Below are 23742 nucleotides of genomic sequence, written 5' to 3'. Positions count from 1 at the left end.
TTTATACGAAGTTAAGTAGTTATAGAGGAGGAAAAGCAATGTATAGGGTGTATAAAAAAGGATTGGCGATGTTCCTGGTGGTATTAATGGTAATGGGTGGAATGTCGGGAGTTATTGGGCCAAGCGGAGGGAAGGCTTATGCTGCAACGGCGGACTTCGCTGGAGGAACGGGTACAGCAAGCGATCCCTATCAGATCGCTACGGCTGATCAGCTTAATGAAGTTAGAAATCATGTAGACGCGGATATTTTTTTTGAGTTGACAGCGGATATTGATTTGAGTAGTTATGCAAATTGGGAGCCGATAGGAACAACAAATCAAAATATCGTTCATTTGTTTGTGGTGAACATGAATGGCAATGGATATACAATCACAAACCTGAAGATTGATAAGCAAGGATATTACATCGGGTTATTCGGAGCAATTGGGGGGATTATGACCAATATGAATCTGAAAGATATTGATGTGAAAGGTGGGACATACGTAGGCGGCTTGGTTGGTTTTAACCTCGGAACTATCAGCAACAGTTATGTCACAGGAAGTGTGGAAGGAGATAGTACTGCGGGCGGCTTGGTTGGCTTTAACAGCGGAACCATCAGTAGCAGTTACGCCGCAGGAAGTGTGAGCGGGTATAGAAATATGGGCGGCTTGGTTGGTTATAATGGCGGAACCATCAGCAAAAGTTACGCCACAGGAGGTGTGAGTGGATTTGCCTATATGGGCGGTTTGGTTAGTGAAAACGAAGGAACTATCAGCAACAGTTACGCCACAGGAAGTGTGAGTGGAGATCAATTTGTGGGCGGTTTGTCTGGTTACGACAGACTCGGAATTATCAACAACAGTTACGCTACAGGAAGTGTGAGTGGAAATCGATATGTGGGTGGGTTGCTTGGTTATAACAACAGCTATGGCGTCGTAGTTAACTACAGCTTCTACGATAGCAGCACAACGGGGCAGTCGGATACAGGGAATGGCACTGGTAAAACAACCGAAGAAATGCAAGTTCCAAACACATTTAGTGATTGGAACTTTAGCGAAGATTGGTATATGCTTTCAGGCGAATACCCCAAATTATGGGCGTTTATAGCCTTGGCACCAGGAACGAATGCAGGAACAACAAAGTTAACCGGCGTGACGAGTGGGATGGAGTATAAAGTAAACACAGGTACGTACACGTCGATTACAGATACAAGCGTGGACAATATTGTTGTCGAGTTGGGTGATATGATTTATGTTCGAGTAAAAGAAACAACTAATCAACAGGAGTCTACTGAACAAATTCGGAATGTAGATGCCAAGAATATCAAGATCTTACCTATCCCAACAGGAGCTATATATGGAGTTACAGCGCCAATAACTGGGGCAACGCCAGTAACTGCCGTAACGTATTCGGCAGAATATACCGCAACGGTTAGCTGGTCGCCAACGGCGACATTATTTGTCCCAGAAACAGCGTACACCGCGACAATTACAATTACCCCAAAGGCAGGATATACATTAACAGGAGTGCCTGCGAACTCCTTCACTGTAGCTGGAGCAATAACGACGAATGAAGCGGATTCAGGAGTTGTAACCGCGGTATTCCCGGCAACAGCAGCGCTTATCACAACAGGAGTCATAGCTGGAGTAACAGCGCCAGTAACCGGAGCAAAGCCGGTAACTACCGTAACGTATTCAGCAGAATACACAGCAACACTTAGCTGGTCGCCAACGACGACACTATTTGCCCAAGGAACAGCCTACACTGCAACGATTACCATCACTCCAAAGGAAGGATATACATTAACGGGAGTGCCTGCTAATTTCTTCAGTGTAGTTGGAGCAACAACGACGAACATAGCAAATTCGGGTGTTGTGACTGCCGTTTTCCCAACAACACAGCTTATTAGCACTGGCAGTACTTCGACAACACCAAGCAACAGCAACGTTACCAGCACGAATGGCACATTAACGCTTCCTGTAAACCAAGCAGGCGAGGTTAGTTTCGAGGATGCTATTAAGATCTCTATTCCCGTAGGAGCGATAAACAAAGAGCTGATATTAACGATCAAAAAAGTATTGGACTCTCAAATTCTTTTCGCGAATAACGAGATCCTACTCAGCCCTATGTACGAGATTACGAAAAACTTTGCGGAGGACTTCAGTAAACCGGTCACAATGAACTTTACGTTTGATCCAACTCTCATGAACAGCAACCAGAAGGCAGCGGTATTCTACTATGACGAAGTGAGGAAAGCATGGGTTGAAGTAGCAGGTGGCAAGATCGAAGGGAATCACATCCTAATAGAGGTCAATCATTTAGGGAAATATGCAGTACTTAGTGTAGACAAAGCGACGGGATTACCAGTAAACGAGCCCGTAACAGACACACCTACGGAAATCAACTTCAGCGATGTCGCAGGACATTGGGCAGAAGCAAGCATCAAACAAGCGCTGAGCATTGGGATGGTTAAGGGTTACCTAGACGGAACGTTCCAGCCGAATCGTACGGTGACACGTGCGGAATTCGCAGTGATGCTGATGAAAGTGCTGAAAACGCAAGACGCAGGAGCTCAATTGACCTTCACAGATACAGCAAAAATCGGAGCATGGGCGCAGACGGCAATCGCACAAGCGGTGCGAGCAGGCATTATTACAGGGTATGAGGACGGCGGTTTCCGTCCGAATGCAGAAATTACACGCGCCGAGATGGCCGTCATCCTCGCCAAAGCGCTGGGTGAGTCTACCGAAGTCAAGCTGACCACAAGCTTCGCCGATGACAAAGATATTCCAGCATGGGCGAAAGCCAGCGTGGATTTCGTGAAGCAAGCCGGGATGGTGCAAGGAAAAGGGGACAACGAGTTCGCCCCTCAAGACTCTGCTACAAGAGCTGAGGCTGTGACGGTGCTGCTGAAATTATTGGCACAACTGAACAAGTGAATTAGGAACATGTATTAGAAAAAAGGGTCTCAGGGGCTGTCCCAAGTTATTATAGATTTGGGACAGTCTTTTTGCTGTGGATAAGATTAACTATCAGAAAAGAGTGAGAAGTTGCCTTGTTATTTGTGTTTTAGTAACAGAAGCCATTGATATCGTGCTCCACAAATATATAACTAAATTCAGTTCACATAATGGTCTTTACTTTCGACTTTTATTTACTTTTTATTACATAAAAATACAAATAAATATATTGAAATACAGTGTACCAAATGTATAATATGGTAAATAAAAACATTTCATCGATTTAAGGCGTTTTCGCTTTAACTTAAGGGGGTAAACTTGGCTATTTATATTGCAAGACATGGAGAAACGCGGTGGTCATCACAAAATATTGTTCAAGGGAGAAAGGACTCTGAATTAACAAAAGAAGGTATTCAACAAGCAATACTACTGTCACACTTCTTTTATGGTATAAAGGTGAATGCATTGTTCTCCAGTCCACTTGGCAGAGCCTATAATACAGCGAAATTCATTTCGGGTAGGCACCAGATTCCTATCATACTTGAAGATTGTCTGACGGAAAAATGCTGTGGTACAGCAGAGGGAGTTCACAAATCCGAACTTTCAAGAAGAAGTGAAAAAGATTCGGATAAGCTATCCCGTTATAGGTTCTGTTATCCCGGCGGGGAAAACTACGAAGATTTGGAAGGAAGGCTGCAATATTTTACCGACCAGATTTCAAGACTTTATATTAAGGAAAACGCAGTGATTGTAGCACACAAAGCAATCAACAAAATTCTAATTAAGCTGCTCTGTAACCTGGATATAGATAAGGTTTTGGCTATGGACGTACCTAATGAATATATCTATTGCATAGAAGGGAATAAGATTTGTTATTCCAGAATACACGAGAAGGAATATAAACAAGGATTTGTGATGAAGAGGAGCGAGTTGTAATGGCAAAGTGTGCAGAGGAATTAGCAGTGGGAATAGGTTATCTATTACGAATTGGGGTTACACCGCAGTGTAATTACCGCTGCGTGTACTGTAATCCTGAAGGAGAATGTGGGCAAAAGAATGATTTAACCTCTCAAGATTTAATTGAAATTCTAACGATTTCGGCCGAACTGGGAATTAAAGACGTGCATATTACGGGTGGTGAACCTTTACTGTTACCTTCACTTGTAGAAGTGTTAAGAACGGTCAAGAATAACGGTCATCATCTTAATTATTATTTGACAACAAATGGTTCACTTCTGTATAAATACGCCGAGGATTTAAGTGAAGTTGGAGTAAAGCGGGTAAACATAAGCGTTGACTCCATTAACCCCGATATATTTCATAATATCAGCCAAACGGATCATTTAGAAAAGGTGCTCCGAGGTATTGCTATAAGTAAATCAGTCTTTGAATCTATAAAGATAAATATGGTTGTTCTGAGAAGGTATAACTTCAATGAAATATTAACAATGATCGAGTTTTGTCAGGAACATGAAATTATTCTGCGCTTAATGGAACTACTTCCATTCTCCACGTCCGAACAGCCGGGTGACTTCTTTCTGGACAACCATGTCTCCAAACGTGAGCTGGAAGAGTTTCTGCAAAAGGAACTCGGAAGTCTTATGCCTGCCAACAATGTGAAAGGTAATAATTGGGCTTGTGATTATTGGACAGTAAACAATTATAAAACTCCTATTGCAATAGTGTACCACCATACAAGAGGTTATTTCTGTGTTAAGCAGAACTGCAAATCTCTTCGTATCAGTCCCGGAGGCGATTTAGCAGCTTGTTACACAGCAGGCTTTCCGACCATCAACATTGCAAATTCCAATTACGATGAGAAGCTAGACAAATTTCTTCAATCCTTTGGAGTAAAAAGAGGGTTGGAGGATGGATCAATTACTTATCCGAGTTACCACATTCCCGATTACAAAGCGTTTCGAGCCAACATTAAGTAGGATTTCTTAGGAGATGATGGATCAGATGAAAAGGTTGTCTTACCTCAGTATCATCTGGGGACTTGTTTGTTCTGAAGCTCTGGAAGCATTCATATTTCCATTTCTGGAGGACTACTTTAAACCGTCAGAAACAGAAGGGAAATGTCATTTCATAGTGGAGCTGCTAGAGGAACATTCGCCAGAGATAGGTACTATCTTGGAGAAAGGTGAACGGATTTCTATTCATAGTAGCGATAAGCCTGCTTTTAATGAACAAGGATTTTACTTAGATAAAGGGTATGTTCGATATGTTTATAATCAACTCACCAAAAGCGTCTATATAGTGAATTATTTCACAAAACATATCAAAATATTGAATAAAGATATCTCCATGTTATCCAGAGACGGAATCCGAGTTACCAGAGATTTTGTGAAAGTTATGATTGAAAAAGAAACAGGAGCCATAATGTACCATGCTTCTGCAGTCATGAACAGTAACAATGAAGGAATTATTTTTATGGGAGATAAAGGGAAGGGGAAAACTACCTTGTCTTTGAATTTAATCTATGATTATGGATATTCGGAAGTCTCCAGAGACCGTATATATTTACAGGAACAGGAAGGGAAGTTCACAGTTTATGGGTGGCCAACTTACTATAATTTGACCTATAAAACCATTAAGAACTTTGAGCACACTACTCATCTCTTTCCAACTGATTATGCAGAGATTGATGATACCACGTTGGGAAGAATTCATTCGAAGTTGCAGCTGCTGCCTTCACAAATAGGCGTGGACAGAAGAGTCTCCAGCTCACCTCTTACTTACATGATAGTTCTGCTCAATAAGAATGAATCTGCAGATTTGCAGGATATTCTCGCTTTGAACTGCTTCACGCCGCAGGATACCTATTCAATGAACTGGCATGGCCTGCAACAGGATAAACAGATGTCTTTTTCTAATTGTTTAAATATGTTCGATAGGCTCAAAGCTTTTCCGAACATTCTTTTTTTGGAAGTAGACGAGGATATACAGACAACTATTGTTAAGCTATTTGAACTGATCGAATCCCAAAAGGGGGTGATAACATGAAAAAGTATAATAAACCAAAGGCAACTGAGATCAAAATTCCAGCTGCTCTTATGCATGAGCAGTAACTAGCAGAAGGAATAACCAGGGTGGCGATATGCTATTATTGTCACCCTAGTTGTTCTCTGGGGGTGTGAAATGATTAAGGAAAGCAACTATATGAACGGTAGAGAAAATCTGCTATGGGCAAGTATCTTTTTATTGCTGCTAATGTCCATATCAGATTCTGGATATAGTGAATTTTGTGCACTATGGACGCTACAGATTCTAATTATGGGCAATGTGCGCAGAATTCGCTCCCAGAAGTATAGAGCAAGTTCACTTTTGATTAGAAGAAGCTTTTATATCCTTCCTATGCTGGTACCGTTGGCAATAGGTAAATATCCGGAGACGTATTTTGAATATTGGACTATCTGGTCTGGCGTGGGAATAATTATTGGACTAGCCTTTATTTTGCCTAAGTTGAAGGAATGGAAAGTCATATTATCCGCTGATTTTATAGCTTTATCACCAGTCAAAGAACGAATTGATCTGTGGTCAACGATCATTTTGCTAATTGCTGCACCAGTTGCTGAAGAGTATTTTTTTAGATTTGTTATGATCACGGTTGGAGAGTTATATGTGATTAATTTGTTTTTAGGTGCTTTTCTCTTCTTTCTCTCACATTATGGAACCCAGTGGTCTAACCGTTTTAGTTCGTATGATTTTATTATCCAGATTCTGTTTGGGCTAACCTCTGGCGAACTATTTATTCTTTCTCATTCTTTGCTGCCATCTATTCTGGCGCATTTGGTTTATAATTCGCCGAGGATCATCCTTAATTTAAGGTATATACATATTTTCAGTGTCAACGTTGATAGAAAAGAGTTGTTGTGATGGACACTGTAATTAAGGTTCGTAATTTGAAAAGAGATTATACGTTCAATAATGGTATTTTTAAAAAAGTGAAAAAGACTACGCATGCAATCAATGATATTTCCTTTGAGGTAAAACGAGGAGAAATATTTGGTTTACTTGGACCTAATGGGGCGGGAAAGACAACTACCATTAAGATTCTTACAACCCTGCTTGCTCCTTCAGGAGGGGAAGTCGAAGTGCTGGGATATAAGCCGTTTGGTGAAGAAAAGCTGCTTAGACCCCTTATTAATTTCATATATGGTGGGGAACGCAATCTGTATTGGAGACTCAGCGCGAGGGATAATTTGCTCTACTTCTCAGATCTTTATAAGATCCCGAAAAAGGTCAAAGAAGAGAGGATTCCCGAATTGCTTAAATTGGTTGGGTTGGAGGAACGGGGAGACGAACGAGTAGAAAATTTCTCTAAGGGCATGAAGCAAAGATTGCAAATTGCGAGAGGTCTTGTAAATGATCCTGAAATTTTGTTTATGGATGAACCTACGATAGGCCTAGACCCAGTGGGTGCCAAGGAACTGAGAAATATTGTGAAGAATCTATCCCAAAAAGGCAAAACAATTGTTATTACAACCCATTACATGTATGAGGCTGATGAATTGTGCGATAGACTCGCAATCATGGATAAAGGGAAAATACTTGCCCTGGACACGACTGCGAATATAAAAAAGGGTAAAAATGAGGCTTCAATGCTCGAAATTAAGGTGAGTCCATTATCGGATTCAACTGTTGAACAAATTATATCCGAAATCGGAGAATCCTCTTCTGTGCAGAGACAGAGGAAAGACGAATGGGATCTGCTTAAAATACTTTCGGTTAACCCTTCAGCCGTAATGAAAGCAATAATCGGTTATTTATCTGATTACGAAATCAAAGGAATAGAAATGAAAGAGGCTAGTTTGGAAGACATTTATATCAGTTATGTCAAGGAGTCCTCATGAAATACATATTAAGGACAATTTGTGCTAGCTTTATTATCCACATGAAGCAAAGCTTCTCCAGACCTACCTTCCGGTTTGTCATTATTCTACAGCCATTGTTTTATTCCCTACTGCTTTACTTTATGTATAATCGTTCCGAGCTTTCAGACATCGGTGAACGTATTATTATCGGAACCGGGATCATGAATCTGTGGAGTTCAATGATTTATTCCTCTGCAAGTGATATTGAACGTGAAAGATATATGGGTACTTTAGAAACGATATACACTGTGCCAAGTGATTTCAGAATTATTTATTTGGGAAAGGTATTGGGAAACATCGCCTTAGGTCTGTTCTCCGTTGTGATTAGTATCGTCTGTGTAACGGGATTGCTAGGGTTTAGGGTCACAATAGGACAGCCACTGCTTTTTATCTCATCCGCTATCGTAACTATTTTATCCTTTATCATTATTTCCCTACTGTTAGCCTTACTTTTCACTCTTTCGAGGAATTCCAGAGTATTTATGAACTGTTTAGAGTACCCTGTTTTTATTTTGTGTGGAGTTGTATTCCCCGTTACACTTTTGCCCAAAGGGTTGCAATGGTTTTCTTATATTTTATCTCCAACCTGGTCCACGGATCTGCTAAAAGAGAGTATGTCAGGCAATCTGAGCTACCCGGATTTCATATGGAAGTTAAGCGTATTTAGTTTGCTGAATGTGATATATCTAGCTTTAATGGTACTGTTCTATAAAAATTTCAATAGTTTAATAAGAGAAAAAGGAACTCTGGGAGTGCATTGAGATGGGGACTAATCTTGCAAGGTTTTTTCGGCAATCGTTATTATCCTATAAAGCATTGTACGGTTTTATGGATTTCAAAACTTTTATTCTAATCAAGATAGCAAACCCCCTCTGCCAGCTATCTTTTTTGGTGCTGCTATCCCGGTATATTTACGGCGACGAAAAAATGACTAGCTATATAATCGGAAATTCTTTTTTATTATGTGCTTATAATGCATTATTCGGGGTCGGTTTTGTGATTACGCAGGAAAGGCGCTTTGGCACATTAACCCTGGTCATAGCCTCCACGGCTAATAAATTCTTTGTATTTATAGGACGAGCATTTATGCATATTATTGATGGATGTTTATCCGTATTAATGGGATTTATCTTTAGCCTGCTAGTTTTTCATGTGAATGTGTTTACTCCTGATTTTGGATTTCTAACGATCATTATTTTATGCAGTATGTTTTCTGCAATGGGATTTGGTCTATTAATCGGTTCAGCCGGTTATATTGTACGGGATCTGAATTTAATTATGAATCTATGCATGTTTGTTCTTTGGCTGTTCAGCGGTGCTGTAGTTCCTCTGTCACATCTTCCCATATGGATTCAGCATATCTCGGGCTTCCTGCCGCTTACTAACGGGATTGTTGCTTGTCAATTATTAAATAGTGATGGGTTTTCAGCACTTGTATTCAGCCATATCATTAAAGAGCTTCTTTTGGGCCTAGGTTACTTTGGTTTGGGCTATTTACTTCTCCATTTATTTGAGCGAATATCCAAAGTCAGAGCTAGCTTGGATTCCTACTAAATTTAAGTTAAGGAGCTAACCGGATGCTTAATATTGATGAGATTAAAGAGGAGTTGTTAAAAGCGATTGCTCTTAATGATGAGGATTATGTTTTTTTGAGTGGATCGCTGATCCAAGGAATTGGTAATTCAAAATCAGATCTAGATGTGTTTGTTATTAAGAAAGAATTTCACTCCTTAAACGATATCGAAGAAATTGTCTATAACAACGACGATGTGAAGACCACTTTTGTTACGGTACAAGGAGTCAATTGCGATATCGAATATTGGCCGGAGGCCGTGGTAGAAAGTTTGCTTAAACAAGTAAAGGCACTGAATTTCGAAGATTTGAGTATAAGGACTAATAATCAAATTGATATTGTTGGCTACTCTCTTGATGATGTGACATCGTTATTACATCGTTTTATTGTAAGTAAGCCTATTTTTAATCAGCAGAGTTATTTTCAAGCTCGCAATCGGCTGGATCAAGCGAAGTTTTGCAAATTTATGAGTAGAAAGCTGATTAATAGTATTGATAATGACTATGATGATATTCTGGGAAATCTGGAAATCTCACAATTCGAGACCGCTTATATTATTGCACATGACGCTCTTTTCAAAGCAGTGCAGGCATTCTTATTCTCTAAACAACGGACGTTGGACAAGAAAAAGTGGACCTATATTCTTTTGAATTCGTTGGCTCTAGAGGACCCTGAGGCTGCCTTTATTCTCAAAAGAGTAAATCAGCTCTTGTTTCATTGTTCAAATATGGATAGACAGGAGATTGGAAAACAGGCAGAGCGGCTGTTAGAGTTTATTAATTTTATAATTGACGGGATCGGGCAGAAGGGAGAATTCTAATTGATGGATGATATTCTTTATAAGAAATCAATACATTTTCGCAAACGAGTTATAGGAGGGCAAACGATATTATTCGGTAATGGTAAAGCCTATACGCTCAATGATACTGCCGTAACCATATGGGATCATATTAATGGTCTGAATCAGGCATCTCAAATCGCGGAGAATATGACTCAGGCCTACTCTTGCAATTATATCGAAGCGGTAAATGATGTTGAGGAGTTGTTTGCTTTTTTCTTGGAAATTCATGCTATTCTAGAATCTGAGCAGGCCCTTTAAGCTGAATAATTATATGATTTCATGTATCGAAAAACCCCCTTGAGTCAGCAGTATAGCAACTGTTACTCGAAGGGGATTTTTTGAATTATTAAAAAGATAGGTTTGCGGCCGTTACGTCCATTTGGCTGACCACAGCTTCATTTCTTTCAGGATTTGGTGCAAATCCTCGCCTTTTGGCGTTAAGGAATATTCTACTGTGACTGGGACGGTCGGAAAAACATGGCGTTCAAGTACACCTTGCTCCTCTAGATGGCGCAGAGTAGTAGTCAGGGCACGAGGGCTGACATTGTCAATTTTGCGCTGCAGCGCTCCGAAACGCTGGGTTCCATCGAACAATTCTCGCAGAACCAGGAACGCCCATTTTCCACCTAGCACATTTAGTGTTTTTTCCACATTACATTCAATTGTAACAGGGCTCTTGGGGATATAATTACTGGCAGATTTAACCGTTTTCAAGGAATCTCCTCCTGCTCCGGTGTTACTATACTAGAGTATAGCAACTATATTAGGGATCATATAATAAACTATTTTTCACTTCTTTCTATTATATATAAACTATTCTAGAATGAATATGAACTTGAAGCAACCCTACTAATGATAACAGTAGGATATTGAGAGGAGCAATACGGATGAAATATCGCAGACTAGGTGGAACCGGTCTTAAAGTTAGTGAAATCAGCTTAGGCAGCTGGCTGACATACGGAGGATATGTAGAGAAGGAGAATGCTGTCAAAGCCATTGAAACCGCTTACGAATTAGGTGTTAATTTTTTCGATACAGCTAATGTATATGAGAAGGGTGCAGCGGAAAAGGTATTGGGTGAGACATTACGTGGATATCCGCGCGAATCTTATGTATTGGCAACAAAAGTATATGGTGATATGGGTGAAGGACCTAATGATCGTGGACTTTCCCGTAAGCATATCACAGAGCAGTGTCATGCCAGCTTAAAGCGGCTCGGTGAAGATTATGTGGATATTCTCTATTGCCACCGTTATGATACGGAGACTCCGATAGAGGAGACCTTGCGTGCACTGGATGATCTGGTTCGCCAAGGCAAAGTGTATTACATTGGTGTTAGTGAATGGACGGCTGCACAAATGGCGGAAGCGCTGGCTGTAGCGGATCGTTACCTGCTCGATCACATTGTCGTCAATCAACCTATTTATAATATGTTTGAGCGTTATATCGAGAAAGAGATTATCCCGCTTGGGCAGCGGAAGGGTATTGGACAGGTTGTGTTCTCTCCGCTAGCGCAAGGATTGCTGACTGGTAAATACAGTTCCATATCTGACATTCCTGCAGATAGCCGTGCGGCTAAGCTGGATTGGATGCGCAAAGGCATTACAGAAGAAAAGATCGAACAAGTCCGCCAGTTGGGCACAATTGCTGCTGAACTGAATATTTCAGTCGGAAATCTGGCCTTGGCTTGGATCTTACGTCAGCCGAATGTAGCCAGTGCGCTTGTTGGTGCGAGTCGTCCAGAACAGGTTGAGGAGAATGTTAAAGCTTCTGGTATAGAGCTTACAGATGAAGTGTTGAAGCAAATTGAGGATATTATTAGTTAGTCTTATCCTACAAAAGGAGAATAAGAACATGACTAAGGTTGTTATTACTGGTGGAAGCGGAATGTTGGGGAAATGGGTAGTGCGGCATTTTGTAGAGCAGGGCTATGAGGTTGTAAACGTAGATACGCAAAAACCTGCTGACCCACTTTGCCATACCCTCGTTGCTGATTTAAATAATCTGGGTGAAGTGTATGGTGTACTGGCAGGTGCTGATGCAGTGGTGCATTTGGCTGCCATACCGGCCGCACATATTAAGACGAACGAGGTCACATTCCAGAATAATGTCATGTCTACTTACAATATTTTGGAGGCTGCTGCAGGGCTCGGTATTCGAAAAGCGGTTATCGCTTCTAGTGAATCCTCCTACGGGATTGTTTTTGCAGTCAATCGCTTTGGTCCACAATATGTGCCGGTTGACGAGGATCATCCTCAGTTGCCCCAAGATAGCTACGGTCTGTCCAAAATTGTGAACGAGCAGACGGCAGATATGTTCCACCACAGAACGGGTATGCAGGTCGTTTCGCTTAGAATCGGAAATGTTATTGATCCTTCGGCTTACGAACGTTTCCCGTCCTTTATTCATGATCCTGAGCAGCGTGACCGGATTCTGTGGAGCTATATTGACACAAGGGATGTTGCAGAGGCCTGCCAGTTGGCGATCGAAGCCGAAGGACTGGGGTCTGTGGCACTTAATATAGCGGCGGATGATACGAGCATGGCAGTTTCAAGCCGAGATTTAATGGCCGCACGTTTTCCAGAGGTGACAGATTTCCGTCAGCCATTTGAGGGTTATGAGACGCTACTCAGCAATGCGAAAGCCAAGAAGCTGCTGAACTGGCAGCCTAAGCATGCTTGGCGGGATTATGTTAAGGAGAGTGAAGCATGAAGGTATTATTTATCGGCGGCACGGGATTGATCAGCCAAGCAGTATCACGGCTAGCCGTGGAGCGCGGGGTGGAGCTGTATTTATTTAATAGAGGCCAACGTGACGAGTTCGTACCGGAAGGTACGAAGGTAATCAGAGGCGATATCCGCAATCAGGCAGAGTCTGCAGAAGCGCTCAAGGATTATGAGTTCGATGTTGTCGTTGACTGGATCGCTTTTACACCGGATCATGTGCAGACAGATATTGAACTGTTTACTGGCAAAACAAAACAGTATATTTATATCAGCTCCGCTTCTGCCTACCAGAAGCCACAACGGAACTATCTCATTACGGAAGAGACCCCGCTTGAGAATCCTTACTGGCAGTATTCGCGTGATAAAATTGCCTGTGAAGAATTATTGCTGGAAGCATACCACAGCAGCAATTTTCCGGTTACCATTGTTCGTCCCTCTCATACTTATGGAGATACAGCGATACCGGCGTCACTCACCAGTTGGGAGCATCCATGGGCACTTGTGGACCGCATTCGCAAGGGCTTGCCCCTCGTCATTCATGGTGACGGCACTTCGTTGTGGACTCTGACCCATAACTCGGATTTTGCCAAAGGGTTTGTCGGATTGTTGGGACATGCGGACGCTATCGGAGAGGCCATTCATATCACCTCAGACGAAGTTCTGAATTGGAATCAGATTTATGCAGCTATCGGAGAAGCAGCCGGAGCAGAACCTAAGGTTGTGCATATGTCCACAGATTTCATCGCTGCTTTCACCTCTGATGACACAATAGACGGGCTGATTGGTGACAAATCAGTAAGCAGTGTATTTGATAATAGCAAGATTAAACGGTTGGTGCCGGACTTTCAGGCTACAGTCCCATTTGCTGAAGGAGTCAAGCAGACCATTGCCTGGTTTGATGATCATCCGGAGCTGTGTACCGTAGATCCGGAATGGGCCACACAGCTAGATGACCTGATTCAGAAACATGGTGTCGAAGCAAAGCCGCTTTCTTACTACAATTAGAACTCAGACTTAGCTAATTCATATAAGGTGCAAAAGACAGCAGATCCCTTCCAAGGGTAATCAGCTGTCTTTTTTATTGTCCATGGTCTATGTAAGGTTATGGTATGAATCAAAGAAATCCGAATATACTTTCACTACCGAAATTCCCCGTAAAAGGAGTCCTGGCCATGCCAACACACCCATACGTCTCCCGTTTTTTTGTGAACTCCGATGCACGTCGTGATCATTTGATTTTTGATTTGCCGGAATCATGGTGGAGCCGCCCTTTTGAATACGAGTGGTGCATTAATTTCATCTCACCTCATGGAGTAGTACTGGATGCCGCTTGCGGCATTTCTCACCCCCTGAAGTTCTATCTTGCCGGAGTTTGCGCCGAAGTTCATGCTTGTGATATCGACAGCAGGATTGTCTCAAGAGAGGCTATCTTGGAGGAAATCACCTATGATATTGGACTTGAAGCAGCGAGGCTTGTTCAAGCAGAACACATTCCTAATCTGGACTTGATACAAGCCAATCTGACCGCACTTCCTTACGATGATGAGAGCTTTGACACTATTTTTTGCATCTCCGTGCTGGAACACCTGACGCTTGAGGATACAATTCGAACGTTGCAGGAATTCCATAGAACATTAAATGGAGAGGGCTTGCTGGTGCTGACCTTTGATTATCCAACGATCAACCTTCCGCTTATGAATGATCTTCTAATGAAGGCCGGCTTTCAGTACTGGGGCGAGACCGATTTTGAGTTGCCTGACGATGCAGTGCATACGAACTCCTGGGGTGGACTGAATTGCTTCCGGGCTGTGCTGAAAAAATCAGGAGTTTAAGATACTTGTATTAGCGCTCATTAGGATACCTCCTCCCAGTATAGTAGAATAGATTAGTAGATACTGATGATAGGAGGCTAATGCTCATGGGGATGACAGGTCAATTTATAGCTGTAAGCTCGGAAGTGCTTCAGGCAATCAAGAGTCAGGAGTTAAGCATTCATAGCCTTGAAGTAGGTTTAGATATCGATAAATCTTGGCAGGCACTACATTATGTATTGTGTGGCAGTATTGCTGAAGGTGAGCCGCCACTTGGGTATATCATCCCGATATCCAGTAATTATATCGGACATTTATCGGATGTTGAGGCGTTTGCTCTGAATCCGGGACAGATCAGGGAAGCTCTGGCTGCGGTAGAGCAGATTACGGCAGCCGAGCTGCGGGAACAATACAATTTCGCTGAAATGGTAGAGCAAGGGGTCTATCCACTAACGGAGGATGACGACTCTGAGGAGTTTTTTGATTATATTTATGAGAATTTTGTGGCTATCCGGGATTTTTATACTCTAACAGCTGCCGAAGAACAGAATATTATATTTTATATTTTATAAAAGGGGTCTAAATCTTGCGGAGATTTACAATCATTACAGTTATCTTGTTACTGATTTTTCCTGCAGCTATGTCATCAAGCAAGGCATCGGCAGCATCGGCAGACCGTATTAATATTACTTTTGTAGGCGATATTCTGTTGGACGGTTTTGTCGGTGAACAAATTGCCAGATACGGAGCGAACTTTCCATTCGTCAAAGTTGCACCAACTTTACAAAAGGCTGATATCGCCTTTGCCAATCTGGAGACACCTGTATCGACAAGAGGCAAACCGGCCGAGAAAACATTTGCCTTTCGCTCTAAACCAACAGCACTAAGCGGACTGGTTTATGCAGGAATTGACGGAGTGTCTCTTGCCAATAATCATATTCTGGATTTTGGTAAAGACGCCATGCTGGATACTCTGATACATTTGGATAAATACAAGATTGCTCATACAGGCGCTGGCCGAAATATAGAACAGGCATATAAACCCTACATCAAGACGGTAAAAGGAAAAAAGGTTGCTATTCTGGGTTTAAGTCGTGTATTGTCGAATGCTTCATGGTACGCTGGTGCCAACAATCCCGGTGCGGCTTCGGCCTATACACCTGAACCTATGCTCAGTGCAATTAAGAAGTCGGCTAAAGACAATGATTATACAATCGTGTACATCCATTGGAATGAAGAATTTAAGGATTATCCCGAGCAATACGCTCGAAAGTTGGCTAAACAGATGATTGACAGCGGAGCGGATATTATCGTTGGTGCACATAGCCACTGCCTGATGGGTGTTGAATTCTATAAGCATAAGCCGATCTATTATTCATTAGGCAACTTTGTATTTAACCGTTCTACGCGTGGTGGAGAGAAGACGCTGCATTCCATGCTGGTAAATATCGCCATCGACGGTTCCAAGCTGAACGGCAAGATTACACCCGTCAAAATCATAGGCGGCCAGCCCAATTTCATGGGCGCTGCTTACAATAAAGAGACCATTAAGCTGATGAACAAACTCTCTTTCAACGCAATTATTGATGGTAACGGTAACGTGACTGAAAAGAAGCTTTAATGAGGACAAGTGGCCATGTACAAGATGCGTGTTCTGAGCGGGCGCTCCGAGAACGGAACGTTGCTCCAATCGCTGTTGTCTCCACTGACATCAGTTTGACTAATCTTAAATCTTACAATAAGTAATTCAACCTTCATTAAAATGAAGTAGCTTTCTGTTTTAGGAATCAAGTTTGAGTCGGGAAAGCAAACTGAAGCATTAAAAAGCCAAACGGCAAGTCTCCAGTAATAGGAGACTTGCCGTTTTTTGTAATCAGTTTAAAAGGAGAGGCTATGCCTCATTTTGTAGGAGGATAACTCCTCTTGGGCGGTTAAGACTTGCTTATTTAAGATTTAGGTATGCTTTCCGCTGAAAGCAGCGGAGAGAACGGAACGATTGCGGAAAAGCGTCAGCGGTCGCCTTTGTCTCCGGATTTAGACCGCTAAGGGATAATTCAATAAATCTGGAGACAACAGCGATTGAAGCAACGTTCCGTTCGCGGAGCGTCCGCTCAGAACACATTCCTAAGTTTTAAAGATCAACCCTTAACAGCCCCAGCCACAACACCCTTAACAATATACTTTTGCAGGAAGATAAACACTACGATGGATGGCAGCACAGCCATTACCATGGCGGTCATCGCATATTGCCAATCCGAGGTATATTGTCCAACGAAGGTGTAGGCGGCCAGCGTCAGAGTCTTCGTATCCGGCGAGCCGTTGACCATAAGCAGTGGGAGCAGGAAGTCATTCCAGATCCACATTACGTCGATAATGACGATAGTTGTTGTAACGGATTTCAGCAGCGGGAAGATGACACTGAAGAACAGGCGGAAGCCGGAAGCTCCATCAATCGTCGCACTTTCATCAATTTCTAAAGGGATCCCTTTGACAAAGCCATGGTAGATGAACACCGCGAGTGGAGCGCCAAAGCCCCAATACAGTAAGCCCAGACCCCAGGTGCTTTCTGATAAATTAATTTTTTTGGCGATTTGCAGCACTGTTAACATGATGGACTGAAACGGAATAAGCATCGGCATAATGCACAGGAAGTAGAAGATTCCGCTTAGTCTGGATTTCGTTCGGGCCAGCTTATAGGCAGAGATGGAAGAGACGAACACGATGCCCAGTAGACCGATAACGGTGATCACCATATTGTTCATGAACAGTTTTGGATAGTTGATAAACTGCCATACGTATGAATAGTTACTGAACACCAGATGCTTTGGCAGCGCGATTACATCGGTCATAACCTCGCTAAAGCTTTTAAAGGAATTGAGAATGGTCAGGAACAGTGGATATAAGAACAGAAGAGAGAGAAGGACCATAACAACCTCTACAACGATTCGACCTGTCTTGTTGTTATTTTTATTCATTATGCTTCAACCTCTCTTCGTTTGAAGAATGCCAACTGCAGGATGGTAACAACCAGCACGGCTAAGAATAGGATTAACGCTTTAGCGGTACCGTATCCGTACAGATTATTCTGGAAGGTATCCCGGTAAATATCGTAAGCGATACTATAAGTTGTTCCACCAGGGCCGCCTCCGGTCAGTGACAGAATGACGTCGAATACCTTAATGGAGTTGGTTAGGGCCATGAACACCGAAATGGTGATCGATGGTGCCAGCAGTGGCAGCGTGATACTGAAGAATTTTCTAATCGGACCCGCACCGTCAACGGTGGCCGCTTCTTTGAGATCCTCAGGTACAGATTGTAAGCCGGCAATGTAGATGACCAGATAAAAACCGATCGACTGCCAAATAGAAACAAGTAATATGGAGATGAAGGCAAGTCCCGGCGTCCCCAGCCAACTTAGGGCGAATACAGACCAGCCTGTACTTTCTCCGAGCGAGTTGAAGCCCTGCATGAAGATGAACTTCCAAATGAAGCCGACAATAACAAGACTCAGGATATAAGGAATGAAAAAGGCTGCTCTCAGCCAAGGTGTAGTCTTAAGCTTCATATCCAGGACGACTGCAAGCAGAATAGCGAGTACGTTAACGAGAACAATGTACAGTACCGCATACTTTACAGTGAACCAGGCCGAATCGGCGAAATTCGTATCTCCCGTAAAGATTTGTTTGAAATTATCAAGTCCAACGAATACAGGATTCTTGGAGATTCCGTTCCATTTAGTCATGGAATAGCGGATGGTCATGGCAAACGGAATGTAGAATGCTACAGCGATACAGATCAGAACCGGGAGTGTGAATATCCCGAACTCTATTTTCTCGCGCCATTTTCTGCCGAGTGTTTTTAACATGGATGCACCTCTTCTTGATTTGTTGGGTGGGAGTATTCCGTTTAGTCTATATTGTGTATTATAGAGCAGTCCCCTATACGCAAAAATGGATTTAAGAGTACAGTTAGGGGTAAAAAGGTGAACTCAAATTTGAGAGAGCAAGGAGGCTGCCTGTCATTATTAAGAATTCGATACTGAAGCTGTTTGAACCTTTACTGGAGCGTGTGTCACGCAGGTTGGCGAATAAGCTGATTCTCCTGTTCACCATAATCATTATTATGGTAGTGACCTCATTGACTTTTATCTCCTACGGAATGCTGCAGAAGGAGTCGGTGAATAACAGTATTGCCAGTACAAGCAACAATCTGCTGCTGGTCGGACGCAATCTGGAAAGCTACCTGGATGGGATCGAGCAATTGTCCCTGCCGCAAATATCATACGATGAGATTACCTACGCGATTCTGCACGAATCGGAGGATTATGCCTCGAAGATGTATGTGGAGGATTATTTGAAGAAGCTGTACTTCTCCCGTGAGGATCTGGAATCCATCTATCTGTATGTGATCAAGGAGCACAAATATTATTATGTCACCAAAGAGAACTACAATATTACAGTGCGTGTGGCAGACCATCCCTCCATCGAGAACCTTCCTTGGTATAAAAGAGCACTGGAAAGCCCGTTTAACCGTGCTTACCAGTCTTTCGTGGAACAAGAGTCTCCGCAGAATAGTGTAGATTATCACGTGAATACAAATAAAAGCTTCATGGGCTACCATCGGGTGCTACGCTCCATCGTTTCCAGAGAGCCGCAGGCGGTTTTATCTCTTTACTTCAATTCTACGGTTACGAATGAGATAATGAAGGATATTCCCTTTAGTAAGGGGCAGCATTTGATGTATGTCAGCCCGGATAATCAGCCTTTTTTTGTAGATGATCTGAAATTCTATAAGCAGAGCGAAGCGGCGGGACTGCTTACTCATCTAACTGCGGCTCCTGGTGGACGTTTTACATGGTCAGATAGCGAACAAAAGTATCTGGTTATTTATAACAATAGTAAAAAAGAGAACTGGAAGCTCATTAAGCCCATTCCCTATAAGGAGATTTATGAAGCTGCGACAACGACTCGTAAATTAAATTACCTAATAGGTTTCCTCTTTCTGATTGTTTCTGTAGTCTTGGTCAGCTACACATCCAACAAAATCACAAATCCATTAAAGAATCTGTCGCTACAGATGAAGCGATTTAGTACAGGCAGTTTCGAGGCTGAGGCGCTGGTGGAGGGAAATGATGAGATTGCTTATCTGTCACGCCACTTCAATAAGATGGTGGAGAAGACGAATGAACTGATCAATGAACGTTACAAGATGAAGATTGTGGAGAAAAACGCTGTATTAAAAGCCTTGGAAGCGGAGATTAATCCCCATTTCTTATATAACGCGCTTCAAGCCATCTCTACGATGGCCCTTAAAAATAACAATGATGATATTGTCGATATGGTTGATAATCTGGCTTTAACCTTAAGATATTGTGTGAGCGGCAAGGATGTTGTTCAAGCCAAAGAAGAATTAAAGCATATTGAACGCTATTTGGCTCTGCAGAAGGCCCGTTTTGGGAATAGAATGCAGGTGGCCTATCGTTGGGATGAGAACCTAATGGGGTTGGAAATCCCGAAGCTGTCTATTCAGACACTGGTGGAGAACTGCATTAAGCATGCGCTTGAGAAAGTCTCGAGTACAATCACTATCACAATTGAGGCACGTGTTACTGCCAACCACTCTATCATATCTGTGTTGGATGATGGGCCAGGCTTCAGCCGGGAACGGCTGGAACGAGTGCGGAATTCATTGCAGCGTCAATGGGAGGATCAGGAAGAAGACAGTGTGGCTGATAATGACATGCAAAGTATTGGACTGAAGAATTTGAATGCTCGGTTGAAGCTTCTATATGGAGCAGAGGCTGGATTGTTCATTACGAGTAATCAGTATGGGACAAATATGGAAATGCGATTACCGCGGGGAGGGCTGGGACATGTATAAAATACTAATCATAGATGATGAAGAGCCGCTGCGCGAAGCGATAAATATTCTGGGCGACTGGAAGGGTCTTGGCGTCGATCAAGTGCTTGAGGCTACGGACGGCAATGTTGGACTATCTATGCTGCGCCAGCATAAGATTGATATTGCCTTGGTGGATATGAAGATGCCGGAGCTGAATGGGAGTGAACTTCTGCAGATTATAGAACTTGAATTTCCAAATCTGCTGACGATTGTGGTCAGTGGTTATAATGATTTTGAATATACACGCCAAGCTATTCGCTCCAAGGTTGTCGATTATTTACTGAAGCCGGTTAATCGTGTGGATCTCAATGCCGCACTGCGTAAAGGAATTGATATGCTGGAGGCTAAACGCGAGAAAGAGAGCGAGTTCATTAACAAGAACATTACGCTCAATATGTCCATTCCGAAGCTAAAGGAGAAGATGTATCTCTCGATCATTGGCCGCAGTTTCAAGAATCAGTCCAATGAAGCCTTCCTGCCGCTAATTGGCGCAGATAGAGCAGGCAATTATTTCGCAGCAGGTGTGCTGCGTGTGCTTAATTTGGAGCAGGTGCGTAAAGACCGATTTCATGAGGACCGTGATTTGCTGCATTTTGCCGTGACCAATGTGATTAATGAGAATAACGATGGACAATTTAAGGCCTTTAGCTTTGCGAGCCATAAGGGGGAACGGGAATTTATCGTTATCTTCACGATGACAGGCGGCTATGTGAAGGATGCAGCTTTTCTCTCCCTTCATCATATGAAGAAAGTGACCTCCACTCTAAAGGAGCTATTCGGTATTATATCTGTGGGTGGAATTGGCGAGCCATATGGCGATATCACGGATATTGCCGATTCTTATGAAAGTGCCAAAGCTTCCTTAGATGGAATTGATCTGATTAAGCTAAAAGGGACTGCAGTCATGAACAGCAGTACTGATAAATCACTTACTAAAGATAGCCCTTCGCTGACAGGTCGTATGCCGCTAATCCGCAATGCCCTGGAGAACGGGAACATCAGCCATGCTAAAAGTATTTTATTTGAATTTACTAAAAAATGGAATTCCTCGGAGCATTTTAGTCTGGGGGAAGCGGACAAAACTATTCAGGAATTCTTTGTATTGCTAAATGATATCGCTATAGATATGGATGCTGTGCCCGAGCAGCTCCAGAGCGGGAAAGACAAGGGACTGCACGGTCTTGGCATCACGCTCGATTTTGCTTCTTTTGGACAATTTGAGATCGTGTTGAATGAACTTCTGGATTGCTATGCTAACAGCTTTAATAAATCGCTTGCTGGAAACCGTAGCAGTGTGCTGGAAAATATTAAAGCATACATTGATAACCATTATTTTGAGAATATTAAAATATCGATGTTTACGGATAAGTATTTCCTGAGCAGAGAGTACTTGATGAAGCTGTTTAAGGGTCAGTATGGGTACGGCATTCACGAGTATGTACAAAAGGTGAGAATGGACAAGGCGAAGGATATGCTATCTGACCCCAGCCTGAAAATTCAGGACATCTCCGAAATGCTGGGATACAAGGATAAGAACTATTTCAGTAAGGCATTCCGGAATTACTACGAATGTTCGCCTACTGAATATCGAATCCAGCTTTTAGGGGTAGAAAAGTGAAACGGTTACATGAACACACTTTTTTACCCTTATAAGTTCACTTATGTACATTCTTATCCTTTTTCATTTTCATTAGAATAACACCAAGACCACAAGATGCATAAGGAAAAGGGGGCAACATCATGTTAAAGAGATTTACAGCACTATCTGCAAGTTTGCTGCTCGTTGGCGGTCTGCTGGCCGGCTGCGGAGGAAATAATAACGCTGCTAATAATACGGCCGCAACTAATGGAGCTGGAGCAGAGAACACTGCAGCGACAGATTCTACCAAGCCGGTTACGATCAATATGTTTACCGCTTCTCCTGAATACACGGATGCTTTTAATGCTTACATTGCTGAGTACAAAAAGGTTAAGCCGAATGTAACGATTAATCTAGAAATTATGCAGGCCGACTACAATACAGTACTTAAATCCAAAATTGCTGCCGGAAGTACGCCTGACGTATTCCAAACTACGGCTGGTGGCGATATCGATACTTTTGCTGAATACAGTGCCGATCTTACTAATGAACCACTGGCAGCGGCTATGACCGATGCAGTTCGCGCTAACATGAGTTCAAAAGACGGTAAGGTACTTGGACTTCCTGTTAAAGGAAACTTGTTCGTACTGATGTACAATAAAAAACTTCTGGCCGATGCCGGAATTACTGAGCTTCCAAAAACAACTGCTCAAATGGATGATGCGATTACTAAGCTAGAAGCGAAAGGAATTACACCTTTTGCCAACGCCTATAAAGAGTGGTGGGTATGGAAGCACATCTTCCAACACTTTGTTGATGCAGCAGCCACTGATGCCGGTATGGACGCTAAAACACTGGTAGGCGATTTCATCGCTGGAAAGACTACCTTTGCGGATCACCCTGTGCTGAACGATAACTTCTTCAGTTTCATTGATACTACTGTCAAACACGGAACAGACAAACCACTGGAACGGGACAGTAATGCTGAAGTCAGCGACTTTGCACTTGGCAAAGCAGCATTTATGACAGGTAAAGGCGCATGGGATGAAGAAGCAATCAAGAAGATTACGCCTGACTTTGATCTGGGAATCATGGGTTACCCTGTCAGCGACAAAGCGGAACAGTCCCAAATCATTACTGGTGCCGATCAGGCATTGCGCATTAACAAAGATTCTGCTGTAGCTCCTGAAACGATTGAATTCTTTAACTGGCTGTATACTTCTGAATACGGCAAGAATTGGTTCTCAACTGTAGCAAAGGTTATTCCTCCAATCAAGGATGCTCCGATGCCAGACCTGCAAATGCCACAAGAAATGGCGGAAATTCTGAAAACAGAGAAATCCGGCGACCTGTCGGTTAACTACTCTCTGGATACGTTCCACCAGAAATTCGGTGAATTGATGCAGGCTTATATTGGTGGCAGCAAGACTAAAGAACAAGCTATCACCGAAATTCAAAAAGCTTGGATTCAATTCGGATCAGCTGCACAATAAAT

General features: G+C 42.6%; 22 protein-coding genes. 19 read left to right on the top strand and 3 right to left on the bottom strand.

Features of this window, described 5'->3' with window-relative positions:
• Positions 1–38 precede the first annotated feature (38 nt).
• The 10 genes from H1230_RS23210 (at position 39) to H1230_RS23165 (ending at position 10488) form a co-directional block, all read left to right on the top strand.
• A complete protein-coding gene (locus H1230_RS23210) occupies positions 39–2918 on the top strand; it encodes an S-layer homology domain-containing protein (protein WP_239712231.1) in 2880 nt (959 codons plus the stop codon).
• A 339-nt stretch (positions 2919–3257) separates the two neighbouring features.
• On the top strand, positions 3258–3875 hold the full coding sequence (locus H1230_RS23205) for a histidine phosphatase family protein (protein WP_239712230.1): 618 nt from the start codon (positions 3258–3260) through the stop codon (positions 3873–3875).
• Positions 3875–4876, top strand: coding sequence for a radical SAM protein (locus tag H1230_RS23200; RefSeq protein WP_239712229.1), 1002 nt, complete (start codon positions 3875–3877; stop codon positions 4874–4876). Before H1230_RS23205 ends, H1230_RS23200 begins: the two co-directional genes overlap by 1 nt.
• A gap of 25 nt (positions 4877–4901) precedes the next feature.
• Entirely contained in the window at positions 4902–5945 is a 1044-nt protein-coding gene (locus H1230_RS23195) for a hypothetical protein (RefSeq protein WP_239712228.1), read from the top strand.
• 135 nt (positions 5946–6080) lie between these two features.
• On the top strand, positions 6081–6818 hold the full coding sequence (locus tag H1230_RS23190) for a CPBP family glutamic-type intramembrane protease (RefSeq protein WP_239712227.1): 738 nt from the start codon (positions 6081–6083) through the stop codon (positions 6816–6818).
• A complete protein-coding gene (locus tag H1230_RS23185; RefSeq protein ID WP_239712226.1) occupies positions 6818–7795 on the top strand; it encodes an ABC transporter ATP-binding protein in 978 nt (325 codons plus the stop codon). Before H1230_RS23190 ends, H1230_RS23185 begins: the two co-directional genes overlap by 1 nt.
• On the top strand, positions 7792–8577 hold the full coding sequence (locus H1230_RS23180; protein WP_239712225.1) for an ABC transporter permease: 786 nt from the start codon (positions 7792–7794) through the stop codon (positions 8575–8577). The genes H1230_RS23185 and H1230_RS23180 overlap by 4 nt, the downstream gene beginning before the upstream one ends.
• A gap of 1 nt (position 8578) precedes the next feature.
• A complete protein-coding gene (locus H1230_RS23175) occupies positions 8579–9370 on the top strand; it encodes an ABC transporter permease (protein ID WP_239712224.1) in 792 nt (263 codons plus the stop codon).
• Between the two features lie 23 nt (positions 9371–9393).
• Positions 9394–10209 carry a hypothetical protein gene (locus H1230_RS23170; RefSeq protein ID WP_239712223.1) on the top strand — a complete coding sequence of 272 codons (816 nt, stop codon included), beginning with the start codon at positions 9394–9396 and terminating at the stop codon, positions 10207–10209.
• Positions 10210–10212: 3 nt separating this feature from the next.
• Positions 10213–10488, top strand: a complete 276-nt coding sequence (locus tag H1230_RS23165; protein ID WP_239712222.1) for a PqqD family protein — start codon at positions 10213–10215, stop codon at positions 10486–10488.
• Between the two features lie 111 nt (positions 10489–10599).
• Here the strand turns inward: H1230_RS23165 and H1230_RS23160 are convergent, their stop codons facing one another.
• Complete coding sequence (locus H1230_RS23160) at positions 10600–10944, bottom strand: winged helix-turn-helix transcriptional regulator (protein WP_239712221.1); 345 nt, start codon at positions 10942–10944, stop codon at positions 10600–10602.
• Between the two features lie 173 nt (positions 10945–11117).
• Between H1230_RS23160 and H1230_RS23155 the strand changes: the two genes are divergently transcribed.
• From H1230_RS23155 to H1230_RS23130, 6 genes are all read left to right on the top strand, one after another.
• Entirely contained in the window at positions 11118–12056 is a 939-nt protein-coding gene (locus tag H1230_RS23155; RefSeq protein ID WP_239712220.1) for an aldo/keto reductase family protein, read from the top strand.
• Between the two features lie 28 nt (positions 12057–12084).
• A complete protein-coding gene (locus H1230_RS23150) occupies positions 12085–12942 on the top strand; it encodes an NAD-dependent epimerase/dehydratase family protein (protein WP_239712219.1) in 858 nt (285 codons plus the stop codon).
• A complete protein-coding gene (locus H1230_RS23145) occupies positions 12939–13961 on the top strand; it encodes an SDR family oxidoreductase (RefSeq protein ID WP_239712218.1) in 1023 nt (340 codons plus the stop codon). Before H1230_RS23150 ends, H1230_RS23145 begins: the two co-directional genes overlap by 4 nt.
• A gap of 167 nt (positions 13962–14128) precedes the next feature.
• A complete protein-coding gene (locus H1230_RS23140; protein ID WP_239712217.1) occupies positions 14129–14788 on the top strand; it encodes a class I SAM-dependent methyltransferase in 660 nt (219 codons plus the stop codon).
• Positions 14789–14874: 86 nt separating this feature from the next.
• Positions 14875–15339, top strand: coding sequence for a YfbM family protein (locus H1230_RS23135; protein ID WP_239712216.1), 465 nt, complete (start codon positions 14875–14877; stop codon positions 15337–15339).
• Positions 15340–15350: 11 nt separating this feature from the next.
• Positions 15351–16388: a CapA family protein gene (locus tag H1230_RS23130; RefSeq protein ID WP_239717506.1), complete on the top strand. Its 1038-nt coding sequence runs from the start codon at positions 15351–15353 to the stop codon at positions 16386–16388.
• A 517-nt stretch (positions 16389–16905) separates the two neighbouring features.
• Here the strand turns inward: H1230_RS23130 and H1230_RS23125 are convergent.
• Complete coding sequence (locus H1230_RS23125) at positions 16906–17742, bottom strand: carbohydrate ABC transporter permease (protein ID WP_239712215.1); 837 nt, start codon at positions 17740–17742, stop codon at positions 16906–16908.
• Positions 17742–18632 (bottom strand): carbohydrate ABC transporter permease, encoded by an 891-nt coding sequence (locus H1230_RS23120; RefSeq protein ID WP_239712214.1) that lies wholly within the window; start codon positions 18630–18632, stop codon positions 17742–17744. The genes H1230_RS23125 and H1230_RS23120 overlap by 1 nt, the downstream gene beginning before the upstream one ends.
• A 215-nt stretch (positions 18633–18847) precedes the next feature.
• Here H1230_RS23120 and H1230_RS23115 point away from each other — a divergent pair, with 215 nt between their 5' ends.
• From H1230_RS23115 to H1230_RS23105, 3 genes are all read left to right on the top strand, one after another.
• On the top strand, positions 18848–20647 hold the full coding sequence (locus H1230_RS23115; protein WP_481857091.1) for a sensor histidine kinase: 1800 nt from the start codon (positions 18848–18850) through the stop codon (positions 20645–20647).
• The gene (locus H1230_RS23110) at positions 20640–22286 is read left to right on the top strand and encodes a response regulator (RefSeq protein WP_239712213.1); all 1647 of its coding nucleotides are present in this window, start codon (positions 20640–20642) and stop codon (positions 22284–22286) included. Before H1230_RS23115 ends, H1230_RS23110 begins: the two co-directional genes overlap by 8 nt.
• A 122-nt stretch (positions 22287–22408) precedes the next feature.
• The gene (locus tag H1230_RS23105) at positions 22409–23740 is read left to right on the top strand and encodes an ABC transporter substrate-binding protein (protein WP_239712212.1); all 1332 of its coding nucleotides are present in this window, start codon (positions 22409–22411) and stop codon (positions 23738–23740) included.
• The last annotated feature ends 2 nt before the right edge of the window (positions 23741–23742 follow it).

Origin of the sequence: Paenibacillus sp. 19GGS1-52 (assembly GCF_022369515.1) — a bacterium.
GTDB lineage: Bacteria > Bacillota > Bacilli > Paenibacillales > Paenibacillaceae > Paenibacillus_AQ.
The sequence above is the reverse complement of the archived record's forward strand: the minus strand, read 5'-3'. Positions and strand labels throughout refer to the sequence as shown.